The 25,125-nt window shown below is 43.2% G+C and carries 31 protein-coding genes; 2 read left to right on the forward strand and 29 right to left on the reverse strand.

Annotated features, from left to right (window positions below):
• Positions 1 to 936 (reverse strand): cysteine synthase A, encoded by a 936-nt coding sequence (gene cysK, locus B5G00_RS13405; RefSeq protein WP_087273590.1) that lies wholly within the window; start codon positions 934 to 936, stop codon positions 1 to 3.
• A 281-nt stretch (positions 937 to 1,217) separates the two neighbouring features.
• Between cysK and B5G00_RS13410 the strand changes: the two genes are divergently transcribed.
• Positions 1,218 to 2,180 (forward strand): ketopantoate reductase family protein, encoded by a 963-nt coding sequence (locus tag B5G00_RS13410; protein ID WP_087273592.1) that lies wholly within the window; start codon positions 1,218 to 1,220, stop codon positions 2,178 to 2,180.
• Between the two features lie 264 nt (positions 2,181 to 2,444).
• Here the strand turns inward: B5G00_RS13410 and B5G00_RS13415 are convergent, their stop codons facing one another.
• From B5G00_RS13415 to B5G00_RS13445, 5 genes are all read right to left on the reverse strand, one after another.
• Positions 2,445 to 2,891 carry an Hsp20/alpha crystallin family protein gene (locus tag B5G00_RS13415; RefSeq protein ID WP_087273593.1) on the reverse strand — a complete coding sequence of 149 codons (447 nt, stop codon included), beginning with the start codon at positions 2,889 to 2,891 and terminating at the stop codon, positions 2,445 to 2,447.
• Between the two features lie 284 nt (positions 2,892 to 3,175).
• Positions 3,176 to 4,396 carry a tyrosine-type recombinase/integrase gene (locus tag B5G00_RS13420; protein ID WP_070087546.1) on the reverse strand — a complete coding sequence of 407 codons (1,221 nt, stop codon included), beginning with the start codon at positions 4,394 to 4,396 and terminating at the stop codon, positions 3,176 to 3,178.
• 104 nt (positions 4,397 to 4,500) lie between these two features.
• Positions 4,501 to 4,695, reverse strand: coding sequence for a hypothetical protein (locus B5G00_RS13425; RefSeq protein WP_058692537.1), 195 nt, complete (start codon positions 4,693 to 4,695; stop codon positions 4,501 to 4,503).
• A 402-nt stretch (positions 4,696 to 5,097) separates the two neighbouring features.
• Positions 5,098 to 5,346, reverse strand: a complete 249-nt coding sequence (locus B5G00_RS13440) for a helix-turn-helix domain-containing protein (protein ID WP_070087545.1) — start codon at positions 5,344 to 5,346, stop codon at positions 5,098 to 5,100.
• Between the two features lie 3 nt (positions 5,347 to 5,349).
• Positions 5,350 to 5,772, reverse strand: a complete 423-nt coding sequence (locus B5G00_RS13445) for an RNA polymerase sigma factor (RefSeq protein WP_021421704.1) — start codon at positions 5,770 to 5,772, stop codon at positions 5,350 to 5,352.
• A 526-nt stretch (positions 5,773 to 6,298) separates the two neighbouring features.
• Between B5G00_RS13445 and B5G00_RS13450 the strand changes: the two genes are divergently transcribed.
• Positions 6,299 to 6,661: a helix-turn-helix transcriptional regulator gene (locus B5G00_RS13450; RefSeq protein WP_070087544.1), complete on the forward strand. Its 363-nt coding sequence runs from the start codon at positions 6,299 to 6,301 to the stop codon at positions 6,659 to 6,661.
• A gap of 106 nt (positions 6,662 to 6,767) precedes the next feature.
• Here B5G00_RS13450 and B5G00_RS13455 read toward each other — a convergent pair whose 3' ends face one another.
• From B5G00_RS13455 to B5G00_RS13565, 23 genes are all read right to left on the reverse strand, one after another.
• Entirely contained in the window at positions 6,768 to 6,956 is a 189-nt protein-coding gene (locus B5G00_RS13455; RefSeq protein WP_070087543.1) for a cysteine-rich KTR domain-containing protein, read from the reverse strand.
• Positions 6,957 to 6,979: 23 nt separating this feature from the next.
• On the reverse strand, positions 6,980 to 8,188 hold the full coding sequence (locus tag B5G00_RS13460; RefSeq protein ID WP_070087542.1) for an MFS transporter: 1,209 nt from the start codon (positions 8,186 to 8,188) through the stop codon (positions 6,980 to 6,982).
• A gap of 1 nt (position 8,189) precedes the next feature.
• Positions 8,190 to 9,035 (reverse strand): GNAT family N-acetyltransferase, encoded by an 846-nt coding sequence (locus B5G00_RS13465; RefSeq protein WP_070087541.1) that lies wholly within the window; start codon positions 9,033 to 9,035, stop codon positions 8,190 to 8,192.
• Positions 9,036 to 9,162: 127 nt separating this feature from the next.
• Positions 9,163 to 9,387, reverse strand: coding sequence for a hypothetical protein (locus tag B5G00_RS13470; protein WP_087273595.1), 225 nt, complete (start codon positions 9,385 to 9,387; stop codon positions 9,163 to 9,165).
• Positions 9,384 to 10,163 carry an alpha/beta fold hydrolase gene (locus B5G00_RS13475; RefSeq protein ID WP_070087539.1) on the reverse strand — a complete coding sequence of 260 codons (780 nt, stop codon included), beginning with the start codon at positions 10,161 to 10,163 and terminating at the stop codon, positions 9,384 to 9,386. Before B5G00_RS13475 ends, B5G00_RS13470 begins: the two co-directional genes overlap by 4 nt.
• Positions 10,160 to 10,750 (reverse strand): TetR/AcrR family transcriptional regulator, encoded by a 591-nt coding sequence (locus B5G00_RS13480; RefSeq protein ID WP_070087538.1) that lies wholly within the window; start codon positions 10,748 to 10,750, stop codon positions 10,160 to 10,162. The genes B5G00_RS13475 and B5G00_RS13480 overlap by 4 nt, the downstream gene beginning before the upstream one ends.
• A gap of 102 nt (positions 10,751 to 10,852) precedes the next feature.
• Complete coding sequence (locus B5G00_RS13485) at positions 10,853 to 11,746, reverse strand: conjugal transfer protein (RefSeq protein WP_087273597.1); 894 nt, start codon at positions 11,744 to 11,746, stop codon at positions 10,853 to 10,855.
• Positions 11,747 to 11,761: 15 nt separating this feature from the next.
• Entirely contained in the window at positions 11,762 to 12,769 is a 1,008-nt protein-coding gene (locus B5G00_RS13490; protein WP_087273600.1) for a bifunctional lytic transglycosylase/C40 family peptidase, read from the reverse strand.
• Entirely contained in the window at positions 12,766 to 14,916 is a 2,151-nt protein-coding gene (locus B5G00_RS13495) for a CD3337/EF1877 family mobilome membrane protein (protein ID WP_087273603.1), read from the reverse strand. Before B5G00_RS13495 ends, B5G00_RS13490 begins: the two co-directional genes overlap by 4 nt.
• Positions 14,916 to 17,363 carry an ATP-binding protein gene (locus tag B5G00_RS13500; RefSeq protein ID WP_087273605.1) on the reverse strand — a complete coding sequence of 816 codons (2,448 nt, stop codon included), beginning with the start codon at positions 17,361 to 17,363 and terminating at the stop codon, positions 14,916 to 14,918. The genes B5G00_RS13495 and B5G00_RS13500 overlap by 1 nt, the downstream gene beginning before the upstream one ends.
• On the reverse strand, positions 17,350 to 17,739 hold the full coding sequence (locus tag B5G00_RS13505; protein WP_070087533.1) for a conjugal transfer protein: 390 nt from the start codon (positions 17,737 to 17,739) through the stop codon (positions 17,350 to 17,352). Before B5G00_RS13505 ends, B5G00_RS13500 begins: the two co-directional genes overlap by 14 nt.
• Positions 17,740 to 17,846: 107 nt before the next feature.
• Positions 17,847 to 18,350, reverse strand: a complete 504-nt coding sequence (locus B5G00_RS13510) for an antirestriction protein ArdA (protein ID WP_060815475.1) — start codon at positions 18,348 to 18,350, stop codon at positions 17,847 to 17,849.
• 17 nt (positions 18,351 to 18,367) lie between these two features.
• Positions 18,368 to 18,865, reverse strand: a complete 498-nt coding sequence (locus B5G00_RS13515) for an antirestriction protein ArdA (protein ID WP_021421713.1) — start codon at positions 18,863 to 18,865, stop codon at positions 18,368 to 18,370.
• Positions 18,840 to 19,076 carry a hypothetical protein gene (locus B5G00_RS13520; RefSeq protein ID WP_070087531.1) on the reverse strand — a complete coding sequence of 79 codons (237 nt, stop codon included), beginning with the start codon at positions 19,074 to 19,076 and terminating at the stop codon, positions 18,840 to 18,842. The genes B5G00_RS13515 and B5G00_RS13520 overlap by 26 nt, the downstream gene beginning before the upstream one ends.
• Before the next feature lie 126 nt (positions 19,077 to 19,202).
• Positions 19,203 to 19,616: a DUF3788 domain-containing protein gene (locus B5G00_RS13525; protein WP_070087530.1), complete on the reverse strand. Its 414-nt coding sequence runs from the start codon at positions 19,614 to 19,616 to the stop codon at positions 19,203 to 19,205.
• Positions 19,617 to 19,814: 198 nt separating this feature from the next.
• Positions 19,815 to 20,036 (reverse strand): hypothetical protein, encoded by a 222-nt coding sequence (locus B5G00_RS13530; protein ID WP_010817890.1) that lies wholly within the window; start codon positions 20,034 to 20,036, stop codon positions 19,815 to 19,817.
• Positions 20,033 to 20,173 (reverse strand): DUF3789 domain-containing protein, encoded by a 141-nt coding sequence (locus tag B5G00_RS13535; protein ID WP_010817889.1) that lies wholly within the window; start codon positions 20,171 to 20,173, stop codon positions 20,033 to 20,035. Before B5G00_RS13535 ends, B5G00_RS13530 begins: the two co-directional genes overlap by 4 nt.
• A gap of 15 nt (positions 20,174 to 20,188) precedes the next feature.
• Positions 20,189 to 21,379, reverse strand: a complete 1,191-nt coding sequence (mobT, locus tag B5G00_RS13540) for a MobT family relaxase (protein ID WP_083262781.1) — start codon at positions 21,377 to 21,379, stop codon at positions 20,189 to 20,191.
• 250 nt (positions 21,380 to 21,629) lie between these two features.
• Entirely contained in the window at positions 21,630 to 22,061 is a 432-nt protein-coding gene (locus B5G00_RS13545) for a hypothetical protein (protein WP_140403165.1), read from the reverse strand.
• Entirely contained in the window at positions 22,042 to 23,421 is a 1,380-nt protein-coding gene (locus B5G00_RS13550) for an FtsK/SpoIIIE domain-containing protein (protein WP_070087563.1), read from the reverse strand. Before B5G00_RS13550 ends, B5G00_RS13545 begins: the two co-directional genes overlap by 20 nt.
• Before the next feature lie 59 nt (positions 23,422 to 23,480).
• On the reverse strand, positions 23,481 to 24,077 hold the full coding sequence (locus B5G00_RS13555; RefSeq protein WP_204243901.1) for a VanZ family protein: 597 nt from the start codon (positions 24,075 to 24,077) through the stop codon (positions 23,481 to 23,483).
• A 111-nt stretch (positions 24,078 to 24,188) separates the two neighbouring features.
• Positions 24,189 to 24,575, reverse strand: coding sequence for a YdcP family protein (locus B5G00_RS13560; protein ID WP_021401038.1), 387 nt, complete (start codon positions 24,573 to 24,575; stop codon positions 24,189 to 24,191).
• Positions 24,576 to 24,590: 15 nt separating this feature from the next.
• Entirely contained in the window at positions 24,591 to 24,917 is a 327-nt protein-coding gene (locus B5G00_RS13565; RefSeq protein ID WP_070087528.1) for a YdcP family protein, read from the reverse strand.
• Positions 24,918 to 25,125: the final 208 nt, after the last annotated feature.

The raw sequence follows: 25,125 nt of genomic DNA on the forward strand, positions 1-25,125 counted from the left end.
TTATCCCTCAAAAAGCGGCGTAGAATAATACCTGTCCCCGCTGTCCGGCAGAATCACTACAATAGTCTTTCCCTTGTTTTCCGGTCTCTTTGCTATTTCAATAGCCCCGTGAAGGGCTGCTCCAGAGGAAATCCCCACCAGAATCCCTTCTTTATGAGCCAGAAGTTTGGCTGCAGCAAAGGATTCTTCACTTCCCAGAGTGAGGATCTCATCATAAATCTGGGTATTCAGAGCTTTGGGAACAAATCCTGCGCCGATTCCCTGAAGCTTGTGGGGCCCTGCCGCTCCTCCCGAAAGCACTGGAGAATCCGAAGGCTCCACGGCAACTACCTTCACCTGGGGATTCTTAGATTTCAGATATTCTCCGGTTCCGGTGATGGTGCCGCCGGTTCCCACCCCGGCCACAAAAATGTCCACCTTTCCATCCGTGTCTTCCCAGATCTCCGGACCAGTGGTCTTTCTGTGTGTCTCCGGATTAGCCGGATTCTCAAACTGGCGGGTAAGGAAACTTCCGGAAATCTCTTTTGACAGCTCTTCTGCCTTCTCAATAGCTCCTATCATTCCCCTGGCTCCCTCAGTAAGAACAATCTCCGCTCCATAAGCCTTCAGGATATTTCTCCGCTCTACACTCATGGTCTCCGGCATAGTCAGGATCAGACGATAACCTTTGGAAGCTGCAATGGCAGCCAGACCGATACCTGTGTTTCCTGAAGTAGGCTCAATGATCGTTGCGCCAGGCTTTAAAAGCCCTTTCTCCTCTGCATCTTCGATCATGTTTTTGGCAATCCTGTCCTTCACACTGCCTGCCGGGTTCAGATATTCCAGCTTGACCAGAACTCTGGCTTCCAGACCCTCTTCTCTCTCAATGTTCCGGATCTCCATAAGAGGAGTCCTTCCGATTAACTCCTGTACACTCGTATAGATTTTTCCAGCCATAAAATACCGCCTTTCTTATACTTACTTCACCAGACAGCAAGTCCATCAGGCATATCCGCCCTTATGCTGCTGTTGCAGGTGTGTTTTTATTTCCTACTAAATCTATAGGAATTATATATTATGCACAGTTCTTTGTCAATCTCTTTTCATGAAAATAATATCCGTCTGGCATAGTATTTTTTCCATGTCTGTTTCTACTTGAAACACTGCCGATTTCCGTCTTATAATAAAATATACCTCCGTACATAAGGGTATACTCTCAGAAAGGACGGTTATCTGCTATGAAAAATATACATATCGTATCCATTGTGGGACTTGGATCCATCGGCTCTTATTTTGCGGAAAAAATACAGCCTGTATTAAAAGACAACCTGCGTATCATCGCAGGAGGCCGGCGAAAAGAACAACTGGAAAAAGAAGGAAGGATCATCAACGGCCATCAACGTTTCTTTCACCTTGTCTCGCCTGAAGAAAACACAGGCTATTCGGATCTTGTCCTTATCTGTTCCAAAATGACCGGCTTAAAACAGGCTCTGAAAGACGCCGGAAATCAAATAGGCCCGGAAACCATCATCCTGACTCCCCTGAACGGGGTAGAAAGCGAGGAAGTCGCCGCCTCCATGTATGGCCGGGATCAGGTTTTATACTCTCTTATGCGGGTCAGCAGTGTAAAATCCGGAAATCAGATAACCTTTGATCCGGAAGTCTCTTATATAGAATTCGGAGAGCAGATCAATGACCCCAATGCTCTTTCCCCGAAAGTACAGAAAGTCAAAGAATTTTTTGACCTGGCTGCCATACCTTCTGTAATACGGCCTGATATGCTCCGGGCCATCTGGGAGAAATATGTCTGCAATGTAAGCGAAAATCAGGTCTCCGCAGTTCTCAATATCCCCTTCGGGGCATGGGGAGCCTGCACAGACGCCGACAGGCTGCGGCTCCTCACCGCCAGAGAGGTTATACAGATCGCACGGAAAAAAGGAATTCCCATAGAAGAAAATTATGCCGAAAAGCATCTGGACCGTCTCAAAAAACTTCCCCCTGGCAACACGCCATCCACCCTTCAAGATCTCCTGGCCGGCCGCAAAACAGAGGTGGAAATGTTCGCAGGCACCATCCTGCGCATGGGAAAAGAGCTGGATATACCCACACCCTTTAATGAATTTCTCTATCACGCCATACGGGTCTTAGAAGCCAAAAATGAAGGAAAGATCCCCGGTTCCCGGGGCGGAGCCTTCTCCTGATCTCTCCCTGTTTCCAAAAGGAGCAGTCCTATGAATCATACTTCAGGAATATTTATAGATTTTATGCGAATTTGTCGAGCATAGCTTTGAGACTATAGGCTCAAAGCAGCGCAGACTGAGCAGTAAAATCTATAAATATTCTCGATTTTGATTCATGGGACTGCTCCTTTTGCTCCCTGTCTGAGACATAGTGAAAGGCCCGGAAACAAGTCTTCCTCCGACTGTTCCCGGGCCTTTCTTAAATGGGAAAAGCTATGGCATTATTTATCCTTCAATGGAAATATATTTCTTCTCTTCTACTTTCTTTGGATTCTCTTTCGGAACTGTCAGTTTCAGAATACCATCCTCAAACTTTGCATGGATGTCTTCCTGCTGCACATCCTCGCCTACATAGAAGCTTCTGCTCATGGTTCCTGTATAACGCTCCCTGCGGATGTATTTGCCTTCTTTGTTCTGCTCGTCGTTGTTTGCACCTTTGGTAGCGCTGATGGTCAGATAACCGTTCTCCAGTTTTGCAGTAACTTCTTCTTTCTTAAATCCTGGAAGATCAATGTCCAGTTCATAAGCATTGTCTGTCTCTTTGACATCTGTCTTCATAATGTTCTTTTCAGTCTTTCCATAGACCGGGGTTCTTCTGAAAAATTCTCTCTCAAATGGGAAATCCATAAAATCATCAAATAAACTTTCTCCAAAAATACTAGGTACTAACATAAGTCATATCTCCTTTCAATAGACATCATATTATTTATTTTAGCACTTTGGGAAAACCGAAGTGTTGTTTTCGGAACTCGGGAACCTTTCTTTTATCTCTCTTCCTTTGTTCTATATGTAATATAGCACGTATTGTTAGCACTGTCAAGAGGTGAGTGCTAATTTTTTCTATATTTTTTTGCAAACCCTGTAAAATCAATGGTTTGCAAGCATTTTCCACTCTTGAAATTGTCATTTTTCTTAGGTTTGACACCAATTTGACACCATTTTTTTCTTTTATGGTGTCAGAAGTTCACTGCCATACTATCCAACTTTGCTATCTCGTTTTCAATTCTTGCTCTGTCGCCCAAATGGTTATACACTTCCATAGTCACATCAAAATGAGCGTGTCCCATGATGTACTGCAATACCTTAATGTCCATACGGCACTCTGCCATTCTTGTGCAGGCTGTGTGTCGCATAACATGAGCGGAAACCTTTGGAAGCAGTTCTGCTTTCCTGTGTTCTTTCTTTGCCTTTTGGACTTCCGCTTTGTTATAAGCGTCCACAATGTTATACAATACACTGTTTACACCATAAGGCATAAGCGGTCTGCCGGATTTAGCAGTGAAAACAAAACCAGAATATCCGTCCACCTCAAAAGACTTATCTTTCGCCAGCATGAAGTTGATTTTTCTCTGTTCTTCAAATGCTTTCTGTACTTCCTGCGTCATAGGTATCACACGAATACCAGAGTCCGTCTTTGGCGTAGAAATATGGAAGCGACAGCCGTCTCCTAAATTCTTGTAAATAAGCTGGTGGTCTACATTCAAACGTCTTGCTCTCGTGTCCACGTCTTTCCATGTAAGACCGATCAGCTCTCCACATCTTAACCCTGTACCTATCATAATCGTAAGCATAGGATAATAGGTATTGTAGACATTGCTCTGCTTCACAAAATCAATGAGCTTTTCCTGTTGCAAGATTGTCAACGCCACACGTTCTTCTGCTGGTCTGCCATAATCACTGATAGAACCTTTTGCCGGATTTTTACGGATAATATCATCATCAACCGCCATTTCCAACGCAGGAAAAATCATGTTGTTAATATACTTGATAGTAGAATGAGCATATCCAGCTTTGGACAATTTTGAATAGTAGGATTTAATGTGAGAGGGTAACATCTGGACAACCTTAATATTGCCGATTTCATCTTTCACCCGATTATTCCATACACGAATGTAATTTACTCGTGTAGGCTCTTTCAGTTCACGGGTCGCCATATATCGCTCGAACAAGGTATTTAACGTCATTTTCTTGATTGCGCTGTCAGTCAAAATGTTATCGTCCATATCCTTTGCAATCTTTTTTTCTTTCTCTCTAAGCTCTGGTAAATCCTGTGCGTAGATTGTGCGACGTTTTCCTGTCCTTATATCTGTGAAGCGATAGCTGTATCTGCCGTCATTACGCCAGCTTTCGCCCTCTCTTAATTTTCTCCCTTTCGGGTCTTTTCTGCTAACTGCCATGAGAACCATTCCTTTCTTGTAGCTCTCTTTTCATGTTCTCACAGCGTGGTTTGCCTATGGATAATTATACCATATTTCCGTAAGAACATAAATAGAAAACCGTCCTATTCTGCAAGGTAAAGCAGATATTTTTTGACCCTTTCCACGGAGTAAAGAACCCTGCGACCTATGACAATTTTTGCTTCTGCCTGCTCACCGATTTTCCTTGCCGTAGCATGACCGCATGAGAGCATAGCAGAAAGCCCCTCTATATCAACAGTAATCGGCTGGCTGGTTTTTCGTTCTTTTGTCTTGTTCATATATCAGCAAAATAAGCATATCAGTATCACTTATTTTGCAACACCCCCTTTCCTGTATTTTTAGAAGCAGACAGACGGCTCTGGAAAAGCTCCGCTGGTATCTCAACCAATCTCATTCCTATGAGCAAAACCACCTCTGGGACGTATCATTATCCTGTGAATACAGGTCATGGCGGGGCGACTTTTCCAAAGGTCGCTCTCGGATCACTGCGTGGGTCGCTCGCTTTCTTTTGGAAAGGTCATGGCGTACAGTCCCCGTGGCTCGCTGTATCACAAACGTATCTGTCTGCTTTATTCAGTTGTCAAAGAACAGTGGCGAAAGCTATAGGCTCTCATGTGTAAAAGCAGAGGGCAGGACAGGAAAGAGGGGATTGCAACAAATCATGCCCTGCCATAATTGCTTTATTCTTCTATTGGCACAGTACCGATATCGAAGTCTAAAATCATTTTGATAATAGCTTCTCTGATACGCCCTTTAAGCTCCATATCTACTACGATATAAACATTACCGTATTCATCATACAGAGGACGCAAACAGCATTTTGATATGTACGGGTCATAAAATGCCAGTATTCTTTCAATAGACTGTTCATTTCCGTCCACAGCAGATGAAATAAGTCGGTAAGGTGGAAGCTTGTACCCTTTTTTCATGTTTTATTCACGCTCCTTTGTCAGTGTTTTCTTTAAATTTTGTAAAGCTCTGTAACGGTTTTTAAAAACTCCTGCTCTGGAAATTTTCTGTGCTTTTGCAATTTCTGTATCGCTCATTTCCAGAAAGTAGTACATCAGAAGATTTTCACGGTTACGTTCCGATAATTGCTTTAATGCTTCTGAAAGTTCTTCATCAAGCACTCGGATTTCAACACCGCATACCTCAAACACGGTATAGTCACTCATGTACTCGTCCCATACAGCCAGCTTTTCAACAACGATTTCTGGAAGCTCACAGAAAGGAATTTCTTTATCCTTACGACGTTTTAATTCCTTTTTATAATTCCAGATAACGCCTTTAACAGTACGTTTGAGCTTACAGTCAAACTGACACTGGATTGTTTTTTGGAAGTCAGACGGTTTCATCATCTCACCCCCTCTCTGTCCAGACGTAAAAGGTATCTATCCCTCTTTCCGCCCCACATCGGTACAGGAGTGGGTGATTTGCTAACCTGTATAAGAAAGAAATTCAAAAAAATATTGAACTTCTCATAAATAACAAAAACAGTCAATCAGCACATGAATGTACCAACAGACTGTTTTTGTTATGTTTACGATATGAATTTTTAACTCATGTTTAAGGTGTACTGACTGGATAACCATTGTAAGGCGGTTATTCAGTTGTGAATACTGGCGTATTCGCTGATACGCAATCATAGTACAACCCCCTTATTCAGAGCTGTACCGTGAGTGAAAAAGAAAAGGACAGCTCTGGTTATCCAAAACCGTCCTAATCAAATTGAAAGACATGGAAAAAGATATTACCCTAGAACGGTTTTTTTTATTTACCGTCAAGGTAATATTGATGTGAACTAATAACGCATAATATATGTGTTTTTAACACATTCTAATCATGTGCCATGAAGTATAAACTCATGACAGGTGATTTAAAATGAGGAAAAAGAAAGATACTCACAGCTTTGATTTCCGTCCGTTGGGACTGGCAATCAGAGAAGCGAGAGAGAAAGCTGGGCTTTCCCGTAATGACTTAGGCGATAAGGTCTTTTACGGAGAACGTCATATCGCAGATATTGAGAATATAGGGAAACACCCCAGCTTCCAGTTATTTCATGATTTAGTGACAATGTTCCATATCTCTGTTGATGAATACTTCTATCCGCAGGAGAAAGCGGAAAAATCTACAATCCGCAGACAGATAGACGTATCGCTTGATAAACTGACAGATGAAGAACTCAAAATCATTCAAGGAACGATTGACGGTATCATGAAATACAAGGGAACGGGAAGCAAATAGGCTTCTCGTTTTCTTTTTCCTCTCATAAGCTATCCTGCTGATCTGCTCCGCAGAAAGCAGGATTTAATGAAAAGAGCCAATAATCTGCAAGAGTAATTCTTACAAACTATCGGCTCTGCGTCTTAGCGTCTGGCTCTTTAATAATGGTTATTTGCATTTTTTGTATGTTGATTAAATTTTCTTGCTTACATTTTGGACAATAAAGCGGATAATTTATCAAAACAGTATCTTCTCTAATTTTGTTACGGGTTTTAGCCCCGCAAACAGGGCATAATATCCATTCATATTTTTTCACATTTCTTCTCCCCAATCATTCTCTTATAGCCCATTTAATGACTTATTGATGTACAAGAAAATAGGCATTAGAAGTAAAATAATTCCAGAACTAATCATAATCCATTGCAAGGAAATAATGTCTGCTAAAGGACCGAAAACTACCATACCAAACGGATAGCAAATAGCATACATCGCTCCCATGAAGCCAAATATTCGCCCCTGCATTGAAACATTCGTATTTTCTTGAAGTAAGGTAGTAATTGTTGTTTGTATTATCGTTAAAGCAACACCATAACAAATCATAAAAATAAGATACAGTAAAAAAATTTGAGTTATGCCCATACCTATTGCCATTATTCCAAATACAGCTAAACCACTGAACATAGTTTTACTACGTTTATGAAAACCGCCCCATACACTCATTAACAACCCGCCAACAACCATACCGCCAAATCCACATATTTCAACGGCAGTCAGATACCAGTATGTATCACCATATATTCTACTTACCAATAGTCCAGATAGATAGCCTGCTGGAACACATAGAAAAGTAAATATTCCATATATCATCAATAAGATACCAATATTTTTTTGCGAGAATACATAGTTAATTCCACTTTTCATATCCGATAAAATAGGAGATGAAGTGATTTTTTTGTCTTGCTTAGGCAATGATATACAAGCAAACAATGCAATCCCTACTATTGCAGTCAAAATATCAATCAACAATGTATTCTGCAATGTTCCAACAGATAAAACTATCCCTGCGACAGCAGGAGCAGAAAATTGAACAACTGATTGCATGGTTGCATTGATACCATTATAACGCATTAAATTTTCTGCTGGTACAAGTTGCGGGATAACAGCATTAACAGCGGGTGACTGTATTCCAGCACCAATAGAACGAAGAATAGACATTACTATCAGTAAGCTAAGTAGTACGATTTCTATTGATATATAAGGCATAATAAGTATCATGCTAAATGTGACAATCGCTATTCCTAAATCAGCACCTATGATAAGAAATTTGCGATTATAACGGTCAGCCCAAACTCCACCTACAAACGAAACAAGAAATTGTGGTAAATAGGAACATACTGAAAAAACAGCTACCCATGCACCGCTGGTTGTATGAAGTGTTACATACCATACGATTGCCATTTGAACTATTTGAGAGCCAAATAATGTAATACTTTGACTGATAAGAAAAAGAATAATTTTCTTCTTCCAAGTATCCTGTGCTTGTTGCATTTTACACTTCCTCCTTATCTTTTGGTGGAAGCACAAAGCGTTGAGTAGGATACCCATATTCAGTAAGCAACTCTCGTTCCGCAAAACCAAGACGCAAATATTCTTCACGATAGCCTGTATCTGCTTTATCGCCCTCTCGATATGTAGTTAAACTAATCTCTTTTCCTGCAAGAAGTTCATCTACAAGTTTATCAAGGAAAACCTTTTCAATCCCCAAATTTCGATATTGTGGGTGAACTGCCAGAAAATCAATACTTCCTGCTTCTGCTGAAAATCCCATTATACCGATTGCCATGCCTTCATCTCTTAAAATTAAGGCTCTTTTATCAGCCATATAGAAAGTCAATTTTTCAATATAGTCATCTTCGTCTAAACAGGGATAGCCATCAACAGTTAAATGAACTAATTCCATCCAGTCATTTATATCTTTGATAGTTGCAAATTGTATATCATCTTTTGTAAAATCCATTTTTATCGGCTCTTTACTTAAATGAATTTCTAACTGTAAAGGATAAAATTCTTCAGCTATTCTAAAATCAGCAGGAGTCATTTTATACATTGCTTTAAAAATGCTTGTAAATGCTTGTTGACTTTCATAACCACTGATAAGTGCGATTTCTATAATCGGTCTTTTAGAAAAAACCAGTAACTTAGCCGCTTCTGTAAGCTGTCTCCTTTGAACATATTCATGTATTGTCAACCCAACTATCTTTGTAAATATACGGTGTAAATGATATTTAGAGTAATGTAGAGCGGTTGCAACTGTTTCCAAATCCAGCTTGTTATCTAAATTATTTTCTATATATCGAATTGCCTGTGAAACAATATACACTGCTTGTCCTTGCATTTGCACTCCCTCCTTTCCGAGGAAACAGTATAGCATGATAAAATTATCCAGTTTTCATCATTCTTGCTATTTTCAATGTATCAAAATTATCATGCTGATCTGCTTTGCAAGGAAGCATGATAATTATTTAAAATTTCGTTTTGGCTGTGATTGTGTAAATATATTCCTCTGGTGTAGGCGTTTTGTTCCCAAAATATCGCTTGAAGTTCGCCTGTACCTCTGGGTCTGTACTGTTCATAACTTCGTCAATCGTAGCCTGTATTTCTGCCCTTAGTTCCGACACAGGGACACCGCTTAATTTTGCTCCATATTTTAACATCTTTTTTACATCACGTTTTTTCAATCCTATCATAAGCTCTCCTTTGTATTTAAAAAGGGTACAACTACTTTCAACCACTCGTCAGGTAAATATATTGCTAAATATCCATGATTATATCCTTTAGCTTCGTATATTTGACATGAAGGAACTAATTTTTTAAAGAGTTGTGCCGACTCCTTTACACATTTCATTTCTTTTGAACCATAACAATACATAATTTGTGCTTTCGTTTTGGAAATATCTTTTTTTAATTGATATTCCGCCATGTATGTACGATACATAGTATAAAGCGTATTTCTCTTTAATAAGGGCATATCATGTATATAATAATTTTCAATTTCTTTTGGAAATCTCATATTAGGAGACAATCGTAGCAAAACCATTTGACATTTGCACGAAAATCTACTAAACATCAATCCCCCAAAAAACTTTACTGTAGCAATACAGAATTTTTCCAATTTAGGTTGTGGATAACAAATACTTCCATCTATGATAGCCTTTTGACAAATATCAGCTTTAAGAGAAAGCATTTCTATCACAATCTGCCCACCTAAAGATACACCACAAAGAAAAAAAAGCTGTCCATTACAATTTCGATTTATATACGAGATTAGTTTTTGAGCACTATCTGTTGTAGAGACATATTCTGTATTATACTCTTCTCCATGCCCGTCTAATGTTGGCAGAATAACATGATATTCTTTAGACAATACTTTTGCTTGTCTTAAATAATTCCACCATGAATTTCCACCGCCATGAATTAACATAATATGCGGATTTTCTTTATCTCCGAACTCATGAAATTTCATTTACATTCCTCCTCAAAAATCTGTTCTGTAATATTTTCTAATAGCTTTTTTACTGTACTTTCAATTTCTTCTTTAACTAACAAATCGCTATTTTGCAAACAAAGATTAACAAGCTGTATAAAATTTATAACAGCATTAAAGTTAATATTTTTTTTTGGTTTATCTATATACATAATATTTTTTTTCATAGAAGTTCGTATGTTTTCAAAAGGTTGGCTTCTATCCGCTCTTAAAAGAATAGTCGTTAAGTCATCTCTCGATAAATATCGAAAAATATTACTTTCATCTTTCAGAAAAAAGAATGAATATAAATCTATAAATTCAGATTTTGTTATTTTTCCATTACATTCTAAAATTTTAAAAAATCGATTTTGCAAGTTGTGTTGCGAATCTTCCATAATAGATAATATTAAATCTTCTTTTGAGTTATAAAAATTGTAAAATGTACCTGTTGATATACCCGTCATTTTTGCTAACTCTCTAATATTAAGCTGTCTATATCCTTTTTCCCTAATTAAATCAATACAATTTTGTTTTATAATTTTATACAAATACTGTTTCCTTGTTTCCGAAAAAATTTTAGGCATATTTTTCTCCTTTAAGTGATAAAATGAACGATATGTTTATATGTTCATTTTATCACTTTCTAGAATTTATTACAACTATATTTTTAAGTACAAGCTAAAACCTTAATTTATAATTTTCCAGTTGCTATCCTTATGAAGCGTCAGCACATATTGTGAAATCTGTGTCGCTTTTGTCTGATTGTCAATGAACTTCACCGCAACGCTTACTTTCACGTTGTCGCCGTCAGCCGTGAATACAGGATTGACAAGCTCAGAAAAGAGATAGTCCCCGTTTATCGGTTCAAGGGTGTTTCCCTCTACATAGTAGGCAAGCTCCTTGTCCGTTGCGGTCGGGTACAGCTTGAAGAATGTTTCCAGAAACGCCGTAGCGTCATTGATTGTGTCAGCGTCCACGCTGTTGTCCGCTTCCTGTGCCTTTGGTTCATAGCTGGATTTTTCCATAGCAGGAGCAAGGGTCGGGTTCTGTATAATAACCATATCCCCGTCAGCGTCTACATGAACAGTCACGGTATAGGTTTCTGATACGTTTCTTGTCTGGTCGCCCTCTTTTATCCGCTGATCTACTTCGTAGGTAACATTAAAAGCGTTCTTCCCAGACTGTTCTATATCCCAGATAATCACGTCCGTGACCGTGGAGCTGGTCGGTATATCCGTCCTCACGGTATCAACATTCAAATCCTGCAATTCCTGTGTCAGATAGGCACTGATAGCCTGTGTCCTTGCTTCGATTGCTTCTTTGCTGTTGCTCCATGTGTAGTAGGATTTACAGAAATTCTTCACAAAATTTTCTATGCCGTTGGTGTCATTCAAGCGGAGCTGTATGGTTTCTACCTCATGCGTGGTGTGCTGGTCGATAGCGGTAAAATTCTTATACACACCAAAGCTCACGCTTGCGATAAGCACCACCCAGAGGGCAATGACGGACTTCTTATGCGTCCCCACTTTCATAGTACGGACTTTCTTTTCCTTTATCGGTTTTTCTTTCTTCTTGAACATGATTTCCATTCCTTTCTATTGCTTAATTCTGCCAGCCCCGATAAGGTGCTGTTGCCAGTAGCTATTATTCAAATCAGCGTAGCCTATCGGGTCGCCAGCATGATACATCTGATTGTTTCCCACATAGATACCGACGTGCGTTACATACGTTCCCGCATTGTAGGTACTGTGAAAAAATACCAAATCACCAGCCTGTGCCTGTGAAAGCGGGATATGCTGGGTAGCGTCATACTGTGCCTGTGCCGTTCTCGGTAAGGAAATGCCAGCCTTGCCATAACACCATTGAACCAGCCCCGAACAGTCAAAAGAAGTGTTAGGATTGCTCCCGCCGTACACATAGTCCCAGCCTTGATATTTCAGAGCTTCATTCATTATCTTCTGTGCCAGCTCGCCCGATACTTGACTGACCGTAAGATACTGGCTGACAAGCTCCACATAGAACATATTTCCGTAGGCATATCGCCAGCCACCATTGCGGGCGACAGCGATAGGGTTCGTGTAGGTGACTTTCTTCCCGCCAGACTTGTCACGGGCGAAATTCTCTGCCAGCGTGAAGCTGTGCTTTTTCCCGTTCTTAGCCACATAGCCGATATAGCCACCGCCATAGTTATAGGACTGTACCACCACGTTTATATCCTCTATGCCTTGACTTTCTGCTGAAGAAAGCAGGGACGCAAAATACTTGCACCCCTGCTTGATTGAGCTTTCCGTATCAAGGGAGTTAGGCGGTAAGCCCATGCTCTCGGAACTCTGCATAACGTCCTCGGCTGTACCGCCACTTTCCACCTGTATGATTGCCAGCAGATAGGGGACGTACTTGGAAATGCCGTACTCTTTAGCGTATTTCTCCACCATAGGCTGATGTTTCAACACCTCTGCGGACAGGTTCATGCCCGTTACCCATGAGGAAGAACCACCGCCCCCGTCGTCGTCCTCGGCACTGATAAGCACACCAAAGAAAAGCACTATCGCAAGAAGAAAGGGAAACAGACTGCCGATAAGGGCGATATGTCTTAATTTCATTTCTTACGTCCTTTCTTTCCTGTCATGTTTAGGGTCGCTTTCTTGATGTTTCGCTCCTTTCTGGTGGTCTGCTGGTTCAGCTCCACACCATTGAGCCTTGTTCCGTGTTTCTGCGGTACAGGTTCAGCAGATTTTGAAGCAAGCGGACGCTCCTTGACAGGCTGTGCCTTTGTCGGCTCGGTATGTACCTTATCAGTGCTTGTCCTATCAGATGTGACAGGACGCTTGATTTCCTGCACTTTTCCTGTGTCGGTCTTAGAAGCAGGAGAAGCAGTCACAGGTCTGTCATGGGGACGGGTAGCTCCTGTTGTCGCTGATCCGTCCGTTGTTCTGCCAGCCTGCTTTGCTTCCTGTGCCTTTTGAAGCTCCATACGCTTGTCAGCGATATTCTGTCTATGCTGTTGGAGCTTGTCGGCACGCTGGCTTTGTCTGGTTTCCTGTCCCTGCACAATACCACGCTTGAAGTCGGACACACTTTCCTTTGCCTTTTCCTTTGCGGAGTGCAGGGCATAGGCGGTCTGGGTCGGCATATCCTTGATATTCTCCTTGACAGCCGTTGCTTTGTCCTTGACCTTGTTTTTCGTATCAAGCACCGCACCCACGGCTGAACCCGCTCGGCTTCCAAAAGAAGTATTGTCACGCTTGCGGGTCGTGCCGGCATGGGATTGTTTGTTTCCAGCAGAAGAAAGAACCGCTCCCGCCATAGCTCCCGTTCCAGCACCGACCATACTTCCTTTTCCAACCGCCCTTGCGATACGGTGTTCCATACGTCTAGCCCTGTGTCGCATGAACAGATACGGGCGACGGAATATCCTGCGTCCCATGCTCTGGCTGTCCCCAGCATTTAAGCTGAACATACTCATAAGGTCGCCCAGCTTCATGTAGATACCAGCGAAACATACTATCTGCAAGAACGCAATCATAAAGAACGGGTAATCGGTAGATATGTTGTAAAACATACTGGAAATACTGAAAGCCACCGTGACAATGAGCGTTATTCCCGCCCTTGTCATAATCGTATTGAACACTCGCACGATTGCCTGTTTCGCCATGTTCTCATAGCTGGGTATCATAGAAAGTAAAAAGCTGATAGGCAGGAACATAGCGAAGATGATAAATAGTATCTGGGAGAATATCATCATGCCTGTGAGCAGGAAAACGAATATCGTTATCCCCAGATTGAAGATGAGCAGGAAGAACACCATTCCCAGACGGTTGATGACCTGCGGTATCGTCAGATTGTCGTTGTCGTTATCCTCGATTTCCGTTTTCACCACGTCCTCACGGGTCGCCCCGTCGTCGGCAGAGGGACTAGCCGATACCAGAGCTTCCACACGGTCAGCTCCGATTTCCTCTATATCGCTGTTCCCAAATTGCAGGAGTAGCCACGGCTGTTGTACCTGTATGGAGAACAGGCTGTCCCTTATCAAGTCCACGCTGTCTTTTCCAGCACTGTCGCTGTCGGGAAGCATGATTTTTGTCCCCAAATCCAGCGAAGCCGTGGAAATATCCGAAGAAAAGTCATTGATTTTTTTGATATAATCGGGAGCGTAGGCGATAAAAGAAGCGGATAGCACGAACACCACAACGAAGTTGATAACGGCGTGTAATGCCTTGCTGGTTTCTCGCTTTATCAGTCCCGTGTAGGCTACATAGATACCCACGATAAGGATAATGAGAAGCAGGAAGCCCACATAAAAGCCAGTGCTTCCAAAGCCGTTTTCCGTCACGCCCGCTAATGTCTGTATGCTTTTCCCGATACTGTCTGCCATGTCGTTGATGAAGTCCAGCTTATACGCCTGCTGGACGACATACCCCGTGGCGTTGCTTAGATACAGGCTTATCGTCCAGATAAAATTGGTGATACAGTAAAGCCCGTATTGTACGGATTTCCCGATACCGTCCAGCCAGTTCCACGGAAGCCAGCCCCAGCTATTGTCCACATAGAAGTCAAGCTGGTAGTTTTCCAGCGGGTACTGTGAATACAGGTTGTCCGCATTGACGGTATCATCTACCAGCCCCGTGGCATGAGCCACCGTCCCGAACAGGGAGAGAAACACAACAGAGGTAAAAATGACTATCAGAGCTATCTTGAAAAAACGAAAGAGCTTCTTTTTTGTCAGAAGCCCCTTTATCCTATCTTTCATCACTCCACCTCGCTTTTCACGGGCGGTCTGGTATCAAAGGCGTGCAGTAATTCTTCAAAGACAGGGTGTATCTGCACCACGCCCACACGCCCGTACAAATCTTGAAGCAGGCATTGTCCGTTCTCCAAGTCACGAAGTCGTTTCTGGTTGTTCTCGTCGTCCTTGTCGATACCGAAAAATTCAAGGGTCTGCTTTATCTCGTTGATGTCCGTAGAGCGGAAAGCGAATTTCAGCCCGATATTGTTCTTTAGGCTCTCTTTGGACACGTCCCCAGAGGATTGCGTGACGAAGTACACGCCAGCCTGCATAGCACGTCCCGCACGCACCAGCTTGTTTGAGAGGGTTTCGCCCTGTGCCACGTTGAGGAACGCCCACGCTTCATCTAAATCCACGATTTTAAAAATGCTTCTGTCACTGTGGATAAAGTCAAGGGCAAAGGTACTAATGACAATCAGCATAGCCACGGACAGCAGTTCAATGGTGGTGTATTCCTCAAAGGTCGTGTCCTTGTCTGGGAGTACCAAGTCTGCCACCTGTATGATGTTGAGCTGGTTGTCCAAGCTGATAGCGTTAGACACCGAACCGTCGGAGAACAACAGATGTGCAAAGTCATAGTCCGTAAAGCTGTCGATATGGTCGGCAATGTTGCGGGCTATCGCCGTGTCCTCTCTGCGTAGCTCGTCTATCACATGGAGCAAGCCTCGCTGATCGCTCTGGGTCACGGCTCGCACCGCTTTTCTAAGGACAGGAAATTTCTCGCCGTCCCTAGAGGAAATCCCCGTAAGGAATGTGAGAATGTCTATCGCCAGACTTTCAGCGTCCTTTACATTCTTCATAATCACGAACGGGTCAAGAAGCCCAGCGTTTTCCTTATCGCTGGTAAGGTTTACGATATTGATTTCATGGGCTATCTCTGGAAGCGTTTCTTTCCAGTTGCCACGCTCTGATTTAGGGTCGAGAATGACCGCCTGTCCCCCAAAGAGGACGGAATAATAGACAATCAGATTGTTGCAGAATGACTTTCCACCGCCAAGACTTCCCACAAAGGCAGAAGCCAGAGCGTTGGTGACTGTCCCCTTGATACCCTGTGAAGCAAGGGACGGCTGTAAATAGACGTTTCTTCCCGTATCTACGGAATAACCGATATAGATACCCGTATTCTCGCCAAGCTGTTGTGTCGCCCCGAAGCCAAGCCCCGCCAAGAAGTCCGATTTCACATACTGTACATAGTCATTGATGTAACGCTTGCTGGCGGGGAGAAATTCAGAGTGAAGCCCCAGCATATCCCCAGCGGGACGAACTAACTTTACATTGAGGTCGTCGTAGAAGTCCTTGACCTCATCACAGCGTCGTTTCAGCTCGTCGAGGTCGGGGGCTGATACCCTTATCACATAGGAGAGCTTATACATGCTTTCCTTGCTCTGGTCTAAATCGGTTTCCAGCTCGTCCACGCTGTCTAATGCGTCCACCACGTTTGAGCTTGTTTCACTCCCAGACTGATAGGCGTGGTTGTCCAAATCTTTCAGTTCTTTCTTTTTATTTCTCACCGTGGAAAGTGCCTTGCGGTTGCCGACGATTTCCACATTCATAGAAGTGTCCACGGGAAAAGTGAACTGCTGTTGCTGGAAATAGAATATCTCACTGGACGGAAAATCCAGCTCGCCCACAATGGCATTGACGGTAAAGTAGGACACGAAGCTCTCGCTGTCCTCATGTTCGAGTCGCAAGTATCGCTGGCTTTCTTCTACCAGACAGCGGGTCGGACGGATAAGGTCGTACTGCTTGATGAGCGTTGCCTTTTTCAGCTTCTTCTTTGGAAGCGAATATTCGTAGTCCTCATACGCCACGCCGTCCCTGCCGTAGATATGCTCGATAAGATACCCGAAGTCGTTCTTATCCAAGCGTCGGAACTTGAAACGGCGGGAGATTTTATTTTCCAGCAGTTTTTCCATTTTCATGTAGCGGTTGATTTCATCATCTGGCATGGAGATAAAGTCGTTCATCAGCGTATGGTTGACCTCATTCAAGAACTCTTTGAACGTCATAAACGCCGATTTCTTCATGCTTTCAAGGCTGACCTTTTCCTCTGTTACAATGAGCTTGAAGCCGATAAAAAAGCGGTAGTCTACTTGATTGTCCCCAATCATGCTTACTAACGCTTCTGTCTGTTCATCTATCTTCTGTATCGCCACATCACGAAGTCGCCCCGTCACCAGCTTTTTTGACTGCTCCTGTATGCTTCTTACGGAGCTTTCCGTCGCTATCTGCAAGGCGTGTATCTTCCCCTCACGGGACTGTGCGATAAGCTGACGGAAGCTGTCATGGACGATAAACTTCTGTTCAGCCGATAAGAAGCTGTAATTGTACGGTATCAGCTCATAGTAGGCGAATACCTCATTGTCCTTGTTCCATACAAGGTTGTTGTCGATATATTTAATCGGGAACATACATCACACTCCTAACTGCCGTGACGGGTTCGCTGAACACTTCCTTTTCCAGCTTCACGGCTTTTCCTGCATAGGTCACTTTTGGTCGCAGGGCAAACGTAATCTGCGATTTCAAGAAGCTGTAAGGCTTCTTGCCGTCAAAGGTCTTTTGACTCATAAACCATGTGAGGGCGACGGGAATACCGAAGTATTTTAAAAATGCCCCCTCGATAAGCGATAACGGCGGTAAGTCCCCCAAGAGAATGACAGCAAACTCCGTGATGACAAACCACGTTATCTGGGTAAAGGTAACGGGAAACGGGAGAGTAAAGTCATTGATTGCATACAAGACTTTCTCCACGTTCCAGATACCCGTGTAGCTCTTAATCTTCTTCAATTCGTTTCAGCTCCTTTCGTTGTAATGGAAAAGGATAGCCATTTTCAGACTGTCCTTGATAGAAAAAGCTGTCAGTAGCGACCTTGCCTGTCGCTGATCTGCCAGCTCTAATATGGTATCTCGCATATCCCACGGCTTGTTTCAATGAACGTCCCCTCTATGGATAAGTCCCTGCCGTATGCTTCATAGTCGATATAGTTCTGCAACGGTAGCGGTATCTGTCCCAATACCTGCAACTCGTCAATGAAGTAATAGGCAACGTCGGTCATGTCCCCGCAGTCTGGATAATAATAAATCTCGTCCTTATGCTCGTAAACTTCTTCCAGACTTCCATAGTAGGAAACAAACTCGTCCAGAGCGTCCGTGATATAGTCGGGAAGCTCACAAATCATGTCGTACATTTCATTGAGTTCTTCAATGGAGATATACTCCCCGATTTCAATAGGGAAGTTGTCGGTATCATGGACAGCGTATTCCTCATAATAGCTGTTCAGCCCGATACGCTCCGCAACATCTTCCTCGTCGATAGGGAAAGAAAACCAGTCCCCGACAAGCTCACCCTCGTTGTACTTGCCAAGATTAGCGATATACACCCTCATGTCGTCCACCACAGGCTTACACCTCTTTTCTATGGAAGTTCATAGATACCGTGGTCGGTTTCCACAAAGCGTCCGTTGTCGTCAAGGTACTGCCCGTAGGCTTCATAATCGAAATAGCGGGTGACGCTCTCACTTAGGGAAGTAAAGTCTGGGTCGTTGTTCAGAATGTGGCGGGCAACGTCCGTCATGTTCTTGCACCATGAGTAATGAATAATGTCATTTCTATATCGGTGCAGTTCGTCAAGGTCGGTGAAATAGCACATCAGCTCCCCGTAGTCCTCTTTCAAGTCAGAGGGTAGACTTTCATAGGTATGGTACAGGTCGTCGAGTTTTTCAATGGTGGTATCTTCCTGCACTTCATCAGCAAAGGGAAGCTCCTTTCCCGTGATATAGTAATAGTCCGTATCTATATCAATCCCCAGCAGTTCTTCTACCTGTTCTGTGTCGATAGGCAGGGTGAACCAAAAGGCTCTGATTTCTCCGTCTGTCGGCTCTCTGGCTTCAATCTGCACACGCATTTCTTCCATGTTTCATCACGTCCTTTCTTTGCAACGCTTCCTGTATGACGGCGTAAGGCACACCGAATACATAGCGTGAAAAATCTTCTAACTGTTTTTTAGGGTAGTCGGACAGGCAAAGGCGTTTCATCTCAAACCAGACCGCACGCTTGTAGTAGGGCAGGTCGGAGAGATACGGACAGCCGATTTTTGCCTGCATATCCGTAAAAATATCTTTCAATCAATCACTCCAATCTGAAATTTGAGTATAGAAAAAGCGGTTGATCTCCAATGGAGTAACCGCTTTGTGTCGGGATATGTAATTATTAAATTAGGATTTGTATTTATTCATTTACGAAAAAAATCATCACTTCTTGTTTGGTTTTCTTTTTATTCCCAGCAGTTTAACAAAATCATCAAATAAGGCTGTATCTGTTGGCTCAAACATTAACCATTTTCCGTCGTGATAGGTTTTAGTTTCATCATAAATTTTCTGCACTTCTTTTGAATAACTATTTCTATCTGTATCAAATTTTAATTGTTCATCTTTCCCCAAGATAATCATAAATCCTACACAGTTTTCCCTTGCGTACAATGCACAAAGCGTTTTTCCGCCACGACGATATTTATACTCATAAGTCCACGCTTTACCACCTTTGTTCCATAAACATTCCATGTCATACTTTTCATCAATTAAAGCACAAAGTTTATTCCATATATCATATAATGATTGTCCGATTAAAGCAGTCATTTCTTCTGCATTAGGTATTTTATCCAGCATATTCGTTTCTCCTTTATAACTTTCAATTTGTCGATTTCTATACTCACATTATATCAGTTGAAATTCAACCATTCAATGAAATTCATAGCGTGACTATCTTTTATCTGTGTACCATTCCGTCACCCCCTTTCATTCCCCCTATGCCCGAACTCCCATAGGGGGGACAGGTAAGTTTGCGTGTCCGCAAACTACTGATTATTACGCTCCAATGATACGGTTGAACAGCTCTAACAGCACGTCCTTGACACCGCCGGCATTGAATACCAGCCCGACAGCGATTAAAGCAATCACAAGGAAGCCGATAAGTTTAGAAAACTCTCTCTTAAATCCTAAGTAGATACCGATTACCACGATTGCCATAAGCACCAAGCTCTGGGCGTTGCTTAAAAACCAGTTGTATAAGTTCTGTCCGAAATTCATTCTTTATCAATCCTTTCTTTTTTGATTTCTTCCATTTCTTCGTCAGCCATTTTGCTGACCTGTGCGATACACATAAGGACAACGCCGATACCCATTCCCAGCGATACCAGCACCAAGTCCTTGACAAGTTCTGCCATAATCTAAATTCTCCTTTACTCTGTGATAAGTTCCTCTGTGTCCGCTGTCTGCTGTTTGATTATCTGCAAGTGCTTTTCCGTCAGCTTTGCGTTGTCCTCAATCTCTTTCAGATAGCTTGTGCTGTTGCCAGCGTCTATCTTTTTCAGCATTTTCAGCGTAGGGGCGACCTGTCGGCTTATCCAGCCCAGCGTCCTTTCCAATGTGTAAGGCTCTGGGTCTGTCGTCAGCTTGACAGGCGGGCGGTCTTTTCCGATAAACCACGCCCAGCGGTCATTGAGCTTCCAGTCTGTCTTTCGCTTCTCTGGTTCTCTGTCCACGAAGCGGATATAGTGATTGATGATAGAAAATGCCGTCTGTTCTGCGTCATAATGGGTCAGCAGTTCACGGACGGCATAATAGGCTCTTTCATCTTTCAATCGTATCTCGAAGCGGTTCTTTATGTGTGCTTCCTCAATCGGTATTCCCAGCTTTGCGTACTGTTCATAGCTTTTCTCGTAACAGCAGAAGTAGACTTCCGATTTCAGAGAGCCGATATACAGCGTATGTCCCATGCCCGCCTTGTCCTGCTCGTTGTGCTTCACCAGCTCACCCGAAGCATAGGACTTGAAAGAACGGAACAGGGAAACACATTCCTCACGGTTGCATTTGGCGGTCAGATCTGGAATATCCAGTATGCCCGCCCTGTCGTTAATCGCAAGGTCAAGGCGTTTCATCACACCGCCCTCAATGAGTGCGTCCATGAGGAAGTCATACCAGCTACGCCCCTGTGCCAGCAGGTAGCTTTCAAACTGGCGACAGCCTTTTCCTTTCAGCTCCAGAAGCGTACCTTTTTCCTCGTCCTGCGAGGTGTAGACGAACACATCACCCAGATAGTAATGCTCTGTGTACTTGTAATGTCCGTAGTCCTCATGGAGCATATAGTCAATGTTGAGCTTCAATATATCTCTGATAACGTGCTGTATATCCAGCGTGGGGAAACGGATACGCACATAGTCGAACAGCAGGAACATAGGAGCGTCGGGATTGAATTTCTCGACGGCTTCCATGAGCTTGTCCTGCATATCGTCCGTGAGGTTGACCTTTCCCGCTTCGATACGGTTCAAGTGTTCACGACTGATACCAGCCATGATAGCAAGCCTTGTCTGGGACACGCCGTAAGATAGGCGTTTCTCTTTCAAGGCGGTGATAAAGGTGCTTTCATTCAGCCTGCATACCCCCAATCATGTATTTATAGAAATTTGTGATATTTTCCGCCGATTGTCACAGTCAGCCATGAGTGAGAGAAAACCCTTATGCCTAGCGGAATTTCCAGACTTTTTGACCGTAGTTTCCAGCGGAATTGTGCCCCTCTGTTAGATACCGAGGGGCTTCTTTCGTGGAGCAGGGCAAGCCCTGCTCCACAGGACGGCTTACACGGTCTGGACGCTAAAGCTGACCGTTCCAGCCGTCAGTGGTTCAGTCTATCCTTGTCATGCCCGTATAAACTACGATAACGTCGGTATCAGCAGAAAGGCATTTTCTGACAATCTCTTTGTCAATCTCATATTCATGGTGTATCTGTCTGAAAAAATCCTTATCCACCACAAGGAACGAAAAACGATAGTTGAAGCCATGAATGGAAAGCCATTCGTCCAGCACAACGGAAAAGAGCAACGGAAGTTTCAATCTCCCAAGCCCCGCTTCTATCAGAATATCTTCCATGTGTGCATGATAGGCTTCTGTCGGAAATTCCTCACATTTATCGTCAGTCGTGCCAGCGACACTTTCCAAATCCTCAAGAAAGCGGCCAAAGTCTACGCATACACCCTCGACATGCAAATCTGTGTTAGGGTCGCTGTACCCCATTTCTAAAAGTCCCATGTATTTTTCAATTCTCCTTTCGTTCATCTGGTGCGGCTTGCCTTGCCAGTGCAAGAGAGCCGATAGTCTGTAAAAAATCATGCCCCTTTGGTACAAGGGGAGTGTAAAACTCCGATATGACGCTCGTACCCACGTCACAATAGCCACGTCCTTTGATACGCTTCTGAAAGAACTGTTTCTTTACGTCGCTTCCAAAGAGCATACCGTAGCCTAGCTCACTGATACGTCCCAAACCCACACGGAAGTTGAAGTTATCTCTGATACCGTCACTGAAATACTTTGCGTCGGGACGCTGGCAGGCGACAATGAGGAAATACCCTGCCTGTCTGCCAAGCATGACGATTTTCTTTAGCTGGCTAAGTAGGCTTATGCTTTCCTTTGTCCCCAGCATTTCCAAGAACGCCACATACTCGTCAAAGATAAGGAAGCAGGGCGGCAAGCCCAGATAGGCATAGTTCTCGCCCGTCTTGTAGTCTGGGTGGTGCTTCATTTCCTCGCTTCGCTGTACCATGCCCTCATAGAACGCATTGACACATTCAATCATATCTTCTTTGGTGTGGTACACGTTATCCATGACCGTACCCAAGTCCGCAAGGTCAGCGTTCTTAGGGTCTAAGATGAAAAGCTGGGCGTTGGTCTGCAAGAGGGCTTCAATGATTGTCAGCAGGAAATAGGTCTTTCCACCGCCAGTCCCGCCACAGATGAGGGCGTGAGGGAGTGCGTCGTATTCCCATGTAAGGTTCTTCATCAGACGCAAGCCCCCGTTTTCAGCTTTTACTTCGTCAATCGTGATACGGTTCGCTATCATGTCATAGAGCAGGGTGTACTCGATATAGCCGTCATGGAGCGTCTTGTCGGTCAGTTCACAGTAAAGCCCGCTTTCCAGCTTATCTTCCAGACGTAAAAGCTGGTCTTGATACTTTCCCAAAGAGATTTCACAGAGGATATGGAGCAAGCCCGTTTCCATTTGATAATAGATTTTAGGAAACCAGACGATTTTTTCCCTTGATCTGCTCTGCAGGTCAGTGAAAAAACCGCTGTCCTGTACGGTCTGTGCTTCATACCACTTGTTGTCCAGTATCATGCGTGCCAGCTTTTGACGGTGCGATAGCTTCTTGAAGCTGTCATAGCAAAAGCGGTAATAAAGAAAAGCGACCAATGCACAAACACCAGTCGCTATCAAAATCGTTATGAAGTTGTAGGTGGAAAGCGTTATGCCATTATCTAGTAAACTGAAATGCTCCCAATCGGTACGCATGAGCTGTCCCATGTTCAGTAGCAGGAGAACCGCCACGAACAGGAGCAGGAGCGTACCCGCACAGAAGCGGTACACAAGGTTCTTGTCGCTGGCTCTGATACGCTTTCCCTTGTATTTATATAGGTTCATAAACACCCCTTTCTGGATATGGAAAAAGCGGTCAATCGTAAAGACCAACCGCTTTTTCTTTAAAGAAACCATGTCCAGTTATATAGTAGGAAATTACTTGCACAAGCTAACACCAAATAGATAACTGGCTCGAAATTCCCCAATGAAATAGTTCGCTGTTTTTCTTTTTTGTTAAAGAAATGATTTCCAATCATTTTCCACACAACATATCCTAAAACTGCACCTAATGTATTCATCAGCAAATCATCAATATCTATCAAACGATTAGTTGGTAATTGAGCAAATTCGATAAATACCGAAAATACTAATCCTGTTAGGGCTACTTTTATTGGATTTCTAAAATTTCTCCATATATACGGCAATAAAAATCCCAATGGCATAAGCATAATTACATTCATACAATAAGTAAATAAACCGTCTGACTGAAATGGGATAATTCCAATGTTTGCCTGTTGAAAAGTCTCAATCAGCCCACCTTTTGAAATAATGTCCCATACAGTGCCGATACCCGTAACAGAAAAAACAAGCCATACATAAATCATCATAGTGTATGTCCAAAAATAATGTGTAGAAGTTGATTTTCTCTTACATAACACTAAAACTACTTGATACAGCATTACTGGAAACACAGTTAAAATGATTGGAATAATCAGCATTAAAATCACTATCCTCACTCCTCTCTGAAACTATGTACAATATTTTACTATATAATTCTGAAAAAATTTCAAAGATAAGTAAAATAGTTTCTTAATTTTATCCTACAATTTTTATTTTTTCTGCTGTCCTTGCGGAGCATGGTTCTGTGGATTGCCTGCGGGCTGACCGCCTTTATTTTTCAGCACAATGTCGTCTGCCTTGATGTACCATTCCACGTCTGCCCCTCGGTAGTTGGCGTTTGCCACCGTATCGGCAACAGGGTTGATAAGCTCCACCTCAGCATTGTACGGATAGTCCTTGACAGGTATTTCCGCTGGGATAGATACCTGTATCGTGCGTTCCTGCTGACTGCATTTCAAATCGTAAGTTCTACGCTTGATTTCCTCGGTGGTCGTCCCGTCCTCATTCTCCACACGCACTTCATGTCTAAGGGCAGAGAATTTCAGCACTCCAAACGTCTTTTCCTTATCTAATACAATTCCATTCGCTAATCTCATAGTCTGATACCCCCTTTACTTGCTTTCCTCGACTGGAAGCATATCGTCAGCGTTTAAAATGTAGTTGGTGTAGCCACGACCTCGCACGTTCTTTCCCTCGGCGGTAATCTTAGGATTGACGAGCTTTACTTTCTGCTCATACTTGAAACGCTTTTCACCAGCCTTTGCGGGAAGCACCACGATAATGTCGTCGGCTCTCTGAATGTCGGAATACAGGTTATAGCTTCTTGTCACGGGAACAAAGCGACCATTGACACGCTGTTGCTCCACGTCATTTTCTCCTGCAAACTCCAAATTTCCAAATGTCTGTGCCATGTCAGGCACGATATATTTCAATTTCATGTGTTCATACCTCATTTCTATAAAATCTGTTGATTGTTCATGCTTTTATTCTGGCTGGTGGTGTGATACCAGCAAGCCCCCAGACCGTCAAGGGCAGGTAAATGCTTAAAAGCACCCTTGACTGTCCGTGTGCTTACAGGTGGGTGGCGGACAAGCCTGAATAAAGGGAAGCTCCACCGTTTCCATGTATCGGCGGGGAACGTGATTT

The sequence above is a fragment of the Blautia sp. An46 genome, from assembly GCF_002161645.1.
Classification (GTDB): domain Bacteria; phylum Bacillota; class Clostridia; order Lachnospirales; family Lachnospiraceae; genus Blautia; species Blautia ornithocaccae.